Below are 12,495 nucleotides of genomic sequence, written 5' to 3'. Positions count from 1 at the left end.
GGCGCCGCGTTCATTCAGGAAACACGCGTTATCGTTGACGTTTTTCGCGAGCAAGAACTAGGCGTCCCCCTCGCTCCTACAGAAGGCGATGTACGCTTAACTGAACGGCATTAGGGCAAGCCCGCTCGCCACGGTTACAGTGTTTCTCCTTAACTGACAGGTATTAGGACAAGCCCGCTCCCCAGAGCCAACTCAGTGGTGTGAATGTCACCATCCGGTGACATTTCCCATCCCCTTCGTTACTTGCCCTCGTCCCGCCCTTGTTTAGACTCGGGCCCATCCAACAAAAAATAAAAAGGGCTACCCATGACCACGCAACCACTGCCCGCCAGCAGTTGGCTGAACGCACCTGCCCATCACGCCTGGCTCGCCAACGAAGGCCAGCGCCTGCTGTCATTCGCCAAGGCTGCCCGCCTGCCTGAAGGCTTTGGCAACCTGGACGATCAAGGCCAGTTGCCAGCCAATGCCCAGGCCGAAACCATGAACACCGCTCGCATGACCCACAGCTTCGCCATGGCCCACGCCATGGGCGTACCGGGCTATGCCGAGCTGGTCGCACATGGGGTCGCCGCGCTCAGTGGCCCGCTGCGCGATAGCGAACATGGTGGCTGGTTCGCCGCCCCTCGCGCCTTGGATGGCAACACCGGTAAGGCCGCGTACCTGCACGCCTTTGTCGCCCTGGCCGCGAGCTCGGCGGTGGCGGTGAGGGCACCCGGTGGGCAAACCTTGCTGAACGACGCCGTCTCTATCATCGATCAGTTCTTCTGGAGCGAGGAGGAGGGCGTGATGCTCGAATCCTTTGCCCGGGACTGGAGCAGCGTCGAAGCCTATCGCGGCGCCAACAGCAACATGCACGCCACCGAAGCGTTTCTCGCCCTGGCCGATGTCACCGCCGATACCCGCTGGCTGGACCGCGCTTTGCGTATCGTCGAGCGTGTGATCCAGACCCACGCCGCCGGCAACCAATTCATGGTGATCGAGCATTTCGACGCCCAGTGGCAACCCTTGCTCGACTACAACGAAGACAACCCCGCTGACGGATTCCGCCCCTACGGCATCACCCCTGGCCACGGTTTCGAATGGGCTCGCCTGGTGTTGCACCTGGAAGCCGCGCGCCTGCAAGCCGGCCTGGCCACGCCGGGCTGGCTGTTGACCGCCGCCAAAGGCCTGTTCGCCAGTGCCTGCGAGTCTGCATGGGCGGTGGATGGTGCCCCCGGCATCGTCTACACCCTGGATTGGAACCACCGCCCGGTAGTGCGCGAGCGCCTGCACTGGACCCACGCCGAAGCCAGCGCCGCCGCCCAGGCTTTGCTCAAGCGTACCGGCGAGTTGCAGTATGAAACCTGGTACCGGTGCTTCTGGGAGTTTTGTGACACCCATTTTATTGATCGAGCCCATGGCAGTTGGCACCACGAACTCAGCCCGCATAACCAGCCCAGCAGTCGGATATGGGGTGGCAAACCGGACCTGTATCACGCCTGGCAAGCGGTAGTGCTGCCTGCACTGCCCTTGTCCCCAAGCATGGCCAGCGCCTTGGCAGAGGGGTGCTATGTCACCAGATGGTGACATTTGTGCATCCCTTTGTTACCTGCGCTTGCAACATCCCTGTTTAAACTCCGTGCAGCGCAAGCTCCAGACTTGCATGCATAACAACAAAAAAAAGGTACTCAGATGAACGCGATTAATCGCCTCGCCATCGCTATTTCCGTCGCCTCGTTGTTTCCCCTCAGTGCTTTTGCCGCCGACTCGAAAGGGACGGTTGAAGTTGTGCATTGGTGGACCTCCGGTGGTGAGAAAGCGGCCGTAGATGTCCTGAAGGCCCAAGTTGAGAAAGATGGTTTCACCTGGAAAGACGGCGCCGTTGCCGGTGGCGGTGGCGCCACAGCCATGACCGTGCTGAAAAGCCGCGCGGTGGCTGGCAACCCACCAGGTGTTGCCCAGATCAAAGGCCCGGACATCCAGGAATGGGCGTCTACTGGGCTGCTCGACACTGACGTGCTCAAAGACGTCGCCAAAGAAGAAAAGTGGGACTCCCTGCTCGACAAGAAAGTCTCCGATACCGTGAAGTTCGACGGTGACTACGTCGCCGTACCGGTCAACATCCACCGCGTGAACTGGCTGTGGATCAACCCGGCCGTCTTCAAGAAAGCCGGTATCACCAAGAACCCGACCACCCTCGAAGAATTCTACGCAGCCGGCGACAAGCTCAAGGCCGCGGGCTTCATCCCGCTCGCCCACGGTGGCCAGCCTTGGCAGGACAGCACGGTGTTCGAAGCCGTCGTCTTGTCGGTGATGGGGGCCGATGGCTACAAGAAAGCCCTGGTCGACCTGGATAACGGCGCGCTGACCGGTCCGCAGATGGTCAAGGCCCTGACCGAGCTGAAGAAAGTCGCGACCTATATGGACGTCGACGGCAAAGGCCAGGACTGGAACCTCGAGGCCGGCAAGGTCATCAACGGCAAGGCCGGTATGCAGATCATGGGTGACTGGGCCAAGTCCGAATGGACCGCTGCCAAGAAAGTCGCCGGTAAGGATTACGAGTGCGTAGCCTTCCCAGGCACCGACAAGGCCTTCACCTACAACATCGACTCCCTGGCGGTGTTCAAGCAGAAAGACAAAGGCACTGCCGCTGGCCAGCAGGACATCGCCAAGGTCGTGCTGGGTGAAAACTTCCAGAAGGTGTTCAGCATCAACAAGGGTTCGATCCCGGTTCGTACCGACATGCTCAATGAAATGGACAAGCTCGGCTTCGACTCCTGCGCCCAGACCGCGGCCAAGGACTTCCTGGCCGACGCCAAGACCGGCGGCCTGCAGCCAAGCATGGCGCACAACATGGCCACCACCCTGGCCGTGCAAGGTGCGTTCTTTGATGTCGTGACCAACTACATCAACGACCCGAAAGCCGACCCGGCCGACACCGCCAAGAAACTCGGCGCTGCGATCAAGTCTGCCAAGTAACGGTTGACCTTGTGAGGGGGGCCCCTGACCCCTCACAAGGCCTGTTCCTGTAGTCCTTTTTTCCTGTATTGGATTTCCCCATGAGTTCTGTTGCTGTGTTCAGCAAAGCCTCGCCGTTCGATGCACTGCAGCGCTGGCTCCCCAAACTGGTGCTGGCGCCCAGCATGTTCATCGTGTTGGTGGGCTTCTACGGCTACATCCTGTGGACGTTTGTACTGTCGTTCACGACGTCTACGTTCCTGCCGAGCTACAAATGGGCGGGCCTTGCGCAATACGAGCGGTTGTTCGACAACGATCGCTGGTGGGTCGCGAGCAAGAACCTGGCCCTTTTCGGCGGGATGTTTATCGGTATCACCTTGGTGATCGGCGTGACACTGGCGATTTTCCTCGACCAGAAAATTCGTCGCGAAGGCTTTATCCGCACCATTTACCTGTACCCGATGGCGCTCTCGATGATCGTCACCGGTACGGCGTGGAAATGGCTGCTCAACCCAGGCATGGGCCTGGACAAACTCCTGCGTGACTGGGGCTGGGAGGGCTTCCGTCTCGACTGGCTGATCGACCCGGATCGCGTGGTCTACTGCCTGGTGATCGCCGCAGTGTGGCAAGCCTCTGGCTTTATCATGGCGATGTTCCTGGCCGGCCTGCGTGGCGTGGACCAGTCGATCATCCGTGCCGCGCAGATCGATGGCGCGAGCATGCCGCGCATCTACTGGAGCGTGGTGCTGCCAAGCCTGCGTCCGGTGTTCTTCAGTGCGGTGATGATCCTGGCACACATTGCAATCAAGAGTTTCGACCTGGTGGCAGCGATGACTGCTGGCGGCCCGGGTTACTCCTCCGACCTGCCAGCGATGTTCATGTACTCGTTCACCTTCAGTCGTGGCCAGATGGGCATGGGCTCGGCCAGTGCAATCCTGATGCTCGGTGCGATCCTCGCGATCATCGTGCCGTACCTGTATTCCGAGCTGAGGACCAAGCGTCATGACTAGTCTCGCCTCCAAACCTGCCATCAGCCTGAGTCGCATCGCGATCTATGCGGTGCTGATCCTCGCGGTTCTGCTGTACCTGGTACCGCTGGTGGTGATGCTGCTCACCAGCTTCAAGACCCCGGAAGACATCAGTACCGGCAACCTGCTGAGCTGGCCAACCGTGGTCACCGGCATCGGCTGGGTCAAGGCCTGGGCCACCGTCGACGGTTACTTCTGGAACTCGATCAAGATCACCGTGCCGGCCGTGTTGATTTCTACCGCCATCGGCGCGTTGAACGGCTATGTGCTGTCGTTTTGGCGCTTCCGTGGTTCACAGTTGTTCTTCGGTTTGCTGTTGTTCGGCTGCTTCCTGCCGTTCCAGACCGTTTTGCTGCCGGCGTCGTTCACCCTCGGCAAGATGGGGCTGGCCAGCACCACCACCGGCCTGGTGTTTGTGCACGTGGTCTACGGCCTGGCGTTCACCACGCTGTTCTTCCGTAACTACTACGTCAGCATTCCCGATGCGCTGATAAAGGCGGCGCGACTGGACGGTGCAGGATTCTTCACCATCTTCCGGCTGATCATCCTGCCGATGTCGACCCCGATCATCATGGTCTGCCTGATCTGGCAGTTCACCCAGATCTGGAACGACTTCCTGTTCGGCGTGGTGTTCTCCAGCGGCGACTCCCAGCCCATCACGGTGGCGCTGAACAACCTGGTCAACACCAGCACCGGGGCCAAGGAATATAACGTGGATATGGCGGCGGCGATGATCGCCGGGCTGCCGACCCTGCTGGTCTATGTGATCGCAGGCAAGTATTTCGTGCGCGGCCTCACGGCCGGCGCGGTCAAGGGGTAATCATGGCTACGCTTGAACTTCGCAATGTAAACAAGACCTATGGCGCCGGCCTGCCCGACACCTTGAAGAACATCGAACTGTCGATCAAGGAAGGCGAATTCCTGATCCTGGTCGGTCCCTCGGGCTGCGGTAAATCCACGCTGATGAACTGCATCGCGGGCCTGGAGACCATCACCGGCGGCGCAATCATGATCGGTGACCAGGATGTCAGCGGCATGAGCCCCAAGGATCGCGACATCGCCATGGTGTTCCAGTCTTACGCGCTGTACCCGACCATGAGCGTGCGCGAGAACATCGAGTTCGGCCTGAAGATTCGCAAGATGGTCCAGTCCGACATCGACGCTGAAGTGGCCCGTGTGGCCAAGCTGCTGCAGATCGAGCACCTGCTCAACCGCAAGCCGGGCCAATTGTCCGGCGGCCAGCAACAGCGGGTGGCCATGGGCCGTGCCCTGGCGCGTCGCCCGAAGATCTACCTGTTCGACGAACCGCTGTCCAACCTCGACGCCAAGCTACGCGTCGAGATGCGCACCGAAATGAAGCTGATGCACCAGCGCCTGAAAACCACCACGGTCTACGTCACCCACGATCAGATCGAAGCGATGACCCTGGGCGATAAAGTGGCGGTGATGAAGGACGGCATCATCCAACAATTTGGCACGCCGAAAGAAATTTACAACGACCCTGCTAACCTATTTGTGGCAAGCTTTATCGGTTCACCACCAATGAACTTCGTTCCTATGCGCCTAAAACGCAAGGACGGGGGGCTGGTGGCGCTGCTCGACAGCGGCCAGGCGCGTTGCGAATTGCCGCTGGGTATGAACGACGCCGGTCTGGAAGACCGTGATGTGATTCTGGGCCTGCGTCCGGAGCAGATCGTGTTGGCGGCGGGTGAGGGCAATGGTTCATCGAGCATTCGTGCCGAGGTCCAGGTCACCGAGCCGACCGGGCCGGACACACTGGTGTTTGTGCAGCTCAATGACACCAAGGTCTGCTGCCGTTTGGCGCCTGATGTGGCGCCGCAGGTGGGCGAGACCCTGACACTGCAATTCGATCCATCCAAGGTATTGCTGTTCGACGCCAACACTGGCGAGCGCCTCGGCACTGCTTCTTCATTGCCCGCACAGGGGCATGCGGACAATGTGGCCCAATTCAAAGGTCGCTGAAGTAGATAAGTTGTTGTTTTAGATGAAAAAAAGTAACCCGCGTTAGATAAAAACAGTTTAATAACAATAAAGACGAGGATGTAGGGATGAAAAAGCAACACAACAACACTCGGCTGATCTGCCAACTGTCAGCAGCAGCAGCCCTTGTACTGTCCGCCAATGCGATGGCGGCCGATGCATTCAGCGCCGATTCCAAGTGGATGACCGGCGATTGGGGCGGTGAGCGTACCAAGCTGATCGAGCAAGGTATCGACATCAAGGCTGACTACGTAGGGGAAATGGGCGCCAACCTGCACGGCGGCTATAACGACGACAAAACCGGCCGTTACTCCGACCAGTTCGGTCTGGGCGTAGCGCTGGACCTGCAAAAGCTGTGGGGCTGGGATAACACCCAGGCCAAGATCCAGCTGACTAACCGTAATGGCCAGAACATCTCCAACGACCGCATTGGCGACCCGCGTGCCGGCACGCTGAGTTCGTCGATGGAAGTCTACGGTCGCGGCCACATGGTGCGTCTGACCCAGTTCTGGATCCAGCACCAGATGTTCGACAACAAGTTGGACGTGAAGCTGGGTTACTTCGGTGAAGGCGAAGACTTCAACACCTTCCCATGCGACTTCCAGAACCTGTCGTTCTGCGGCTCGCAAGTGGGTAACTATGTAAATACCTGGTACAACTGGCCGGTTGCCCAGGCCGCGATCCGCGTGAAGTACAACATCACGCCGGAGCTGTATGCGCAAATCGGTGCCTACAACCAGAACCCATCGCAACTGGAGCACGGCAACGGCTTCAAGCTCAGCGGCAGCGGCACCAAAGGTACCGTGATTCCGGTGGAATTGGTCTGGTCGCCGAAGGTTAACAACCTGCCGGGCGAATACCGTGTGGGTTACTACAAGAGCGCCGCCGATGCCGCGGACGTACGTGAAGACGTCAACGGCAACGACGCTGCTACCACTGGCGCCGCCTTCCGTACCCGCAGCAGCAAGAAAGGCTACTGGTTCGTTGCCCAACAGCAACTCACCACCCATAACGGCGACGCTTCCCGTGGCTTGAACATCGCAGCCAACGCGACCTTCCACGACAAGGAAACCAACCTCGTCGATAACTACCAGTCGTTGATGCTGGTGTACAAAGGCCCATTCGACGCGCGTCCAAAAGATGACGTCGGCATTGGCGCTGCACGTCTGCACGTCAACAATGACGTGAAGAAAAACGCCGAACTGCTTAACGTCGCCAATGGTGTGAGTGATTACGACAATCCGCTGTACACGCCTATTCGCGAAACCGAGTACAACTTCGAAATCAACTACGGCTTCCACGTCACCAACTGGCTGACCGTGCGTCCCAACCTGCAATACGTTGTCCAACCGGGCGGCGTGGATAAAGTCGACAACGCGCTGGTGGCTGGCCTGAAAATTCAGTCTACGTTCTAACGCTGTTGCGATAAGCTCCTTCTCTCTGTGCGCATTTTGCGGGTAGCCATGGCTATCCGCTTTTTTTTGGGTGGCACTGTGACGATATTCAGGACCGTGGCACATGCATGAGCATCCGTTGCAACGCTTTTTCAAATCCCTGCGCGAGCGTCCGGTGTTTGCCTGGGAACGCTTCCAGATGCGCGATGTGTTGGTGATCGACCATCCCCTGTGTCAGGCGGTGTTCAGTCGTCAGGGCGCGCAATTGCTGCATTTCCAACCCCGCGGCCAGAAACCCTGGCTGTGGTGCGCGGCCAAGTGGCCACAAGTCGGCGCCATCCGTGGTGGTGTGCCCGTGTGCTGGCCGTGGTATGGACGCCACCCGAGCGAGAACGCCTGGCCCTCCCATGGCTGGGCGCGGCTGATCGACTGGAAGCTGCTCGACAGCGCCAGCGACGACGACGGCGTACGCCTGCATTGGCAGTTGCAGTTATGCGACTGGCAGGTCGACCTGCATGCGCACCTGGGCGAGGCCCTGGAACTGCGCCTCAGCACCGAGCACCAGGACGAACTGCCGTGCCAACTGAGCCATGCGTTGCATGCCTATTGGCGTATCGGCAACGTCGGTGAGATAGCGCTGTCTGGACTCGATGGGGCCCAAGGCTATGACCAGCTCAACCGCCAGGTTTGCCAGCAGGAAGGTGAACTACGGGTAGATGGCGGATGCCAGCGGGTGTTCCAGCATGAGGGCGAATTGCACCTCAAGGATCACGCCTGGCAGCGCGAGTTGTGCATCGACACCGGTGACAGCGCCGACACCGTCGTATGGCATCCCGGCAGCCGGCCGCTATTGGGCGTCAGTTTCAACGAGGCGTCGGGGTTTGTCTGTGTGGAGTCGGCGATGGCCGGGGCGAGCCTGGCGCCGGGGGAGAGGGCGCATTTGAGTTTGCAGGCCAGGGCTGGCGTTTAGCGGTGTTGCGGGTGGCCTTATCGGGGGCAAGCCCCCTCCCACAATTGACCGGGTTTCAACAGGGGAATGCAGTCGAATGTGGGAGGGGGCTTGCCCCCGATAAGGCCAGTACAGCCAACACAAAGGCAGGCCTAGTTGAACTCATCCCCCACCGGATACCGGCTGTCGTTCAAGCTCTCTTTGATCTTGCGCAAATGCGGCTGGAAATCCACGCCACGGCGCAAGGTCATGCCGGTCGCCAGCACATCCAGTACCGTCAATTGGATGATCCGCGAGGTCATCGGCATATAGATGTCGGTGTCTTCCGGCAGCGGAATGTTCAGGCTTACCGTACTGGCCTTGGCCAGCGGCGAGTTTTCGGCGGTCACACCCAGCACCGACGCGCCATTTCCCCGGGCGATGCGCGCCACTTCCACCAATTCGCGGGTGCGCCCGGTGTAGGAGATGATCACAAACAGCTCGCCCGTATGCGCCACTGACGCGATCATGCGCTGCATCAGCACGTCGGCATGGGCGGTCACCGCCAGGTTGAAGCGGAAGAACTTGTGCAGCGCATCCATCGCCACCGGCGCCGACGCGCCGAGGCCGAAGAAGTGGATCTGCCGGGCCTGGATCAGCAAATCCACGGCCTTGCTGATCAAGGCCGGGTCCAGGGCCTGGCAGGCGGCGTCCAGCGAGGCAATCGCGCTGCCAAAGATCTTCTGTGTATAGGCCTCAGGGTTATCATCGGCCTCCACGGCGCGGCTGACGTACGCTGCGCCACTGGCCAGGCTTTGCGCCAACTGCAATTTAAGTTCAGGGTAACCGCTGACGCCGAACGAACGGCAGAAACGGTTGACCGTCGGTTCACTGACCGAGGCGGCTTGGGCGAGGGCTGCGATCGAGAAGCGGGTCGCCTGCTGCGGGTTGAGCAGGATGACCTCGGCGACTTTTTTCTCAGCCTTGTTCAGTTCTTCGAGGCGGTTCCGGATCTGTTCCAGAAGATTTCGCACGCGGTCCATTCAGTCTTTCCTTCGGGCGACGATGCAAATAAAGGGCGGCAACTCATCGACGAGTAGCCCTTTGCGGTGGCCTATCCTACTGAGGGTAGCTGAACACCACCACTCGGAATGCGTATTTCGGGAAAATGTTGTGGTTATTACTACATTTTTCCTTGAGTGATGCCTTGAAAAAAGGTATTTGTAGCTTAACTTGATAAAAGAACAAACATCATGCCTTCGATAACCGTAGAACCCTGCACCTTTGCCCTGTTTGGCGCCTTGGGTGATCTGGCGCTGCGCAAGTTATTTCCTGCCCTCTATCAACTCGATGGCGCCGGGCTGCTGCACGACAACACGCGCATCCTGGCCCTGGCCCGTGAAGCCGGTTCCGAGCAACAGCACCTGGCCCATATCGAAAAAGAACTGCGCAAGTACGTCGGCAAGGAACTGGACGAGAGCGTCGCCCAGCGTTTCCTCGCGCGGTTGACCTATGTTCACGTCGACTTCATGAAAGCCGACGATTACGTGGCCCTGGCTGAAATCGCCGGCACCGAGCAACGCCTGATTGCCTACTTTGCCACGCCGGCTGCAGTGTACGGCGCGATTTGCGAGAACCTGTCCAAGGTCGGCCTGGCGGAAAATACCCGGGTGGTGCTGGAAAAACCCATCGGTTCGGACCTGGAATCCTCGCGTAAGGTCAACGACGCCGTGGCGCAGTTTTTCCCGGAAAACCGCACCTACCGTATCGATCACTACCTGGGCAAGGAAACTGTCCAGAACCTGATCGCCCTGCGTTTCGCCAACAGCCTGTTCGAAACCCAGTGGAACCAGAACTACATTTCCCACGTGGAAATCACCGTGGCCGAGCAGGTCGGGATCGAAGGCCGTTGGGGTTACTTCGACAAGGCCGGCCAACTGCGCGACATGATCCAGAACCACCTGTTGCAGCTGCTGTGCCTGATTGCCATGGACCCGCCCGCCGACCTGTCCGCCGACAGTATCCGCGACGAGAAGGTCAAGGTGCTCAAGGCGCTGGCACCGATCAGCCCGGATGGCCTGACTACCCAGGTGGTCCGCGGCCAGTACATCGCTGGCTACAGCGCTGGCAAGCCGGTGCCGGGTTACCTGGAAGAAGAGAACTCCAACACCCAGAGCGACACCGAGACCTTCGTTGCCCTGCGCGCCGATATCCGTAACTGGCGGTGGGCCGGGGTGCCGTTCTACCTGCGTACCGGCAAGCGCATGCCGCAAAAGCTGTCGCAGATCGTGATCCACTTCAAGGAACCGTCCCACTATATCTTCGCCCCTGAGCAGCGCCTGCAGATCAGCAACAAGCTGATCATTCGCCTGCAACCGGACGAAGGGATCTCCTTGCGGGTGATGACCAAGGAGCAGGGCCTGGACAAGGGCATGCAACTGCGCAGCGGCCCTCTGCAACTGAATTTTTCCGACACTTACCGCAGCGCCCGTATCCCGGATGCCTACGAGCGGTTGTTACTGGAAGTGATGCGCGGCAATCAGAACCTGTTTGTTCGCAAAGATGAAATCGAAGCCGCGTGGAAGTGGTGTGACCAGTTGATCGCCGGGTGGAAGAAGTCCGGCGATGCGCCCAAGCCGTACGCGGCGGGGTCCTGGGGGCCGATGAGCTCGATTGCACTGATCACGCGGGATGGGAGGTCATGGTATGGCGATATCTGAATTGAAACTGCCTCAGGGCGTCACTGCCCATGAGTACCGTACGCCCGCGCTGCTGGCGGACGGCCTGGCCAATGACGTGGCCGAACAACTGCGCGCGGCCATCAGTGCCCGTGGCGAAGCGACCTTGGTGGTGTCCGGTGGCCGTAGCCCCGTGGCGTTTTTCCAGAACCTGGCCAAGCAGGGCCTGGACTGGTCCAAGGTCACCATCACCCTGGCCGACGAGCGTTGGGTGCCGGTGGAACATGCCGACAGCAATGCCGGTTTGTTGAAGCAGCACCTGTTGCAAGGCCCGGCAGCCAAGGCCAAGTTCCTCAGCCTGTACAGCGCTGCCGCCAACCTTGAAGACGCTGCCCGGCAGGCCGATCGCCTGCTGGCCGAACTGCCAGCCATTGATGTGCTGGTATTGGGCATGGGTGATGACGGCCACACCGCATCGCTGTTTCCCAACAGCCCGAACCTGAGCGAAGCCCTGCAGGCCGACGGTATCCGCCGTTGCTGGCCGATGCTGGCGCCGACCGTGCCGCACCAGCGCCTGACCATGAGTCGCGCGCTGCTGGCCACGGCCAACTACACCGTGCTGTCGATCTCCGGCAGTTCGAAATTGACCACCTTGAGCGCCGCGCTGGCCAGTGACGACGTTGCTGCCATGCCGATTCGCGCGTTTTTGCAACCTACTTTAGAGATTTACTGGTGCCCATGAGCCAAGGATCAGCCGCTATGAAAAGCCCTCAACCGACCGTGTCCATGGCGGATAAAGTTGCCCTGATCGACAGCCTCTGCGCCAAGGCGCGGATCCTGCCCGTGATTACCATTGCCCGTGAACAGGACATCCTGCCCCTGGCCGATGCCCTGGCCGCCGGTGGTTTGACCGCATTGGAAGTGACCCTGCGTTCGGAGTTCGGCCTCAAGGCCATCCAGGTCCTGCGCGAGCAGCGCCCTGAGCTGTGCACCGGCGCCGGCACCGTACTCGACCGCCACATGCTTGAAGCGGCCGAAGTGGCAGGCTCGCAATTTATCGTCACCCCTGGCATTACCCGCGACCTGCTGGAAGCCTCGGTGCACAGCCCGATTCCGCTGCTGCCCGGCATCAGCAATGCCTCGGGCATCATGGAAGGCTATGGCCTGGGCTATCGTCGCTTCAAGCTGTTCCCGGCCGAAGTCAGTGGCGGTGTAGCGGCCATCAAGGCCCTGGGCGGCCCGTTCGGCGAAGTGAAATTCTGCCCGACCGGCGGGGTTGGCCCGGCCAACATCAAGAACTACATGGCGTTGAAAAACGTGATGTGCGTGGGCGGTAGCTGGATGCTTGACCCGGAGTGGGTCAAGAACGGCGACTGGGCGCGTATCCAGGAAGTCACCGCCGAGGCGCTGGCGCTGCTGGACTGATCTGATTTACCGAATCGTTGTTGCTGTGCTTGACGGCATTTTTGCGGTGCACTTGGTCGGTGTACCGCTTTTTTTTGCCTGCAAAAAACTGAGCCCTCTCCCAC

Annotated in this window: 11 protein-coding genes; 10 read left to right on the top strand and 1 reads right to left on the bottom strand. The window is 59.9% G+C overall.

Annotated features, from left to right (window positions below; all coding sequences use genetic code 11):
* The first annotated feature begins 306 nt into the window (after positions 1-306).
* The 7 genes from P2T68_RS29125 to P2T68_RS29095 all read left to right on the top strand — a co-directional run bounded on the left by P2T68_RS29125 (position 307) and on the right by P2T68_RS29095 (position 8,330).
* Positions 307-1,566: an AGE family epimerase/isomerase gene (locus tag P2T68_RS29125; protein ID WP_168233481.1), complete on the top strand. Its 1,260-nt coding sequence runs from the start codon at positions 307-309 to the stop codon at positions 1,564-1,566.
* Positions 1,567-1,671: 105 nt separating this feature from the next.
* Positions 1,672-2,958, top strand: a complete 1,287-nt coding sequence (locus P2T68_RS29120; protein WP_024077091.1) for an ABC transporter substrate-binding protein — start codon at positions 1,672-1,674, stop codon at positions 2,956-2,958.
* Positions 2,959-3,038: 80 nt separating this feature from the next.
* On the top strand, positions 3,039-3,947 hold the full coding sequence (locus P2T68_RS29115) for a sugar ABC transporter permease (protein ID WP_024077090.1): 909 nt from the start codon (positions 3,039-3,041) through the stop codon (positions 3,945-3,947).
* Positions 3,940-4,785, top strand: a complete 846-nt coding sequence (locus tag P2T68_RS29110; RefSeq protein WP_024077089.1) for a carbohydrate ABC transporter permease — start codon at positions 3,940-3,942, stop codon at positions 4,783-4,785. Before P2T68_RS29115 ends, P2T68_RS29110 begins: the two co-directional genes overlap by 8 nt.
* Positions 4,786-4,787: 2 nt before the next feature.
* Positions 4,788-5,948: a sn-glycerol-3-phosphate ABC transporter ATP-binding protein UgpC gene (gene ugpC / locus P2T68_RS29105; protein ID WP_277378651.1), complete on the top strand. Its 1,161-nt coding sequence runs from the start codon at positions 4,788-4,790 to the stop codon at positions 5,946-5,948.
* 86 nt (positions 5,949-6,034) lie between these two features.
* Positions 6,035-7,381, top strand: coding sequence for a carbohydrate porin (locus tag P2T68_RS29100; RefSeq protein WP_024077087.1), 1,347 nt, complete (start codon positions 6,035-6,037; stop codon positions 7,379-7,381).
* A gap of 103 nt (positions 7,382-7,484) precedes the next feature.
* Positions 7,485-8,330 (top strand): D-hexose-6-phosphate mutarotase, encoded by an 846-nt coding sequence (locus P2T68_RS29095; protein ID WP_024077086.1) that lies wholly within the window; start codon positions 7,485-7,487, stop codon positions 8,328-8,330.
* Positions 8,331-8,461: 131 nt separating this feature from the next.
* Here P2T68_RS29095 and P2T68_RS29090 read toward each other — a convergent pair whose 3' ends face one another.
* Positions 8,462-9,322 carry a MurR/RpiR family transcriptional regulator gene (locus tag P2T68_RS29090; RefSeq protein WP_172831385.1) on the bottom strand — a complete coding sequence of 287 codons (861 nt, stop codon included), beginning with the start codon at positions 9,320-9,322 and terminating at the stop codon, positions 8,462-8,464.
* Positions 9,323-9,541: 219 nt separating this feature from the next.
* Between P2T68_RS29090 and zwf the strand changes: the two genes are divergently transcribed.
* Genes zwf through P2T68_RS29075 form a run of 3 tightly spaced genes read left to right on the top strand, consistent with a single transcriptional unit; the run spans position 9,542 to position 12,391 of the window.
* Positions 9,542-11,008, top strand: coding sequence for a glucose-6-phosphate dehydrogenase (zwf, locus tag P2T68_RS29085; protein ID WP_024077084.1), 1,467 nt, complete (start codon positions 9,542-9,544; stop codon positions 11,006-11,008).
* Positions 10,995-11,708 (top strand): 6-phosphogluconolactonase, encoded by a 714-nt coding sequence (pgl, locus tag P2T68_RS29080; protein WP_069076883.1) that lies wholly within the window; start codon positions 10,995-10,997, stop codon positions 11,706-11,708. The genes zwf and pgl overlap by 14 nt, the downstream gene beginning before the upstream one ends.
* A 17-nt stretch (positions 11,709-11,725) precedes the next feature.
* Complete coding sequence (locus tag P2T68_RS29075; RefSeq protein WP_025858441.1) at positions 11,726-12,391, top strand: bifunctional 4-hydroxy-2-oxoglutarate aldolase/2-dehydro-3-deoxy-phosphogluconate aldolase; 666 nt, start codon at positions 11,726-11,728, stop codon at positions 12,389-12,391.
* Positions 12,392-12,495 lie beyond the last annotated feature (104 nt).

Source organism: Pseudomonas sp. G11 (assembly GCF_029457515.1).
Classification (GTDB): domain Bacteria; phylum Pseudomonadota; class Gammaproteobacteria; order Pseudomonadales; family Pseudomonadaceae; genus Aquipseudomonas; species Aquipseudomonas gorinensis.
The sequence above is the reverse complement of the archived record's forward strand: the minus strand, read 5'-3'. Positions and strand labels throughout refer to the sequence as shown.

Bases quoted from the DNA above. Each gene is read 5' to 3' on its own strand.
- zwf (WP_024077084.1), top strand. From the start codon at position 9,542: ATGCCTTCGATAACCGTAGAACCCTGCACCTTTGCCCTGTTTGGCGCC.
- P2T68_RS29125 (WP_168233481.1), top strand. From the start codon at position 307: ATGACCACGCAACCACTGCCCGCCAGCAGTTGGCTGAACGCACCTGCC.
- P2T68_RS29115 (WP_024077090.1), top strand. From the start codon at position 3,039: ATGAGTTCTGTTGCTGTGTTCAGCAAAGCCTCGCCGTTCGATGCACTG.
- P2T68_RS29120 (WP_024077091.1), top strand. From the start codon at position 1,672: ATGAACGCGATTAATCGCCTCGCCATCGCTATTTCCGTCGCCTCGTTG.
- pgl (WP_069076883.1), top strand. From the start codon at position 10,995: ATGGCGATATCTGAATTGAAACTGCCTCAGGGCGTCACTGCCCATGAG.
- ugpC (WP_277378651.1), top strand. From the start codon at position 4,788: ATGGCTACGCTTGAACTTCGCAATGTAAACAAGACCTATGGCGCCGGC.
- P2T68_RS29095 (WP_024077086.1), top strand. From the start codon at position 7,485: ATGCATGAGCATCCGTTGCAACGCTTTTTCAAATCCCTGCGCGAGCGT.
- P2T68_RS29110 (WP_024077089.1), top strand. From the start codon at position 3,940: ATGACTAGTCTCGCCTCCAAACCTGCCATCAGCCTGAGTCGCATCGCG.
- P2T68_RS29075 (WP_025858441.1), top strand. From the start codon at position 11,726: ATGAAAAGCCCTCAACCGACCGTGTCCATGGCGGATAAAGTTGCCCTG.
- P2T68_RS29100 (WP_024077087.1), top strand. From the start codon at position 6,035: ATGAAAAAGCAACACAACAACACTCGGCTGATCTGCCAACTGTCAGCA.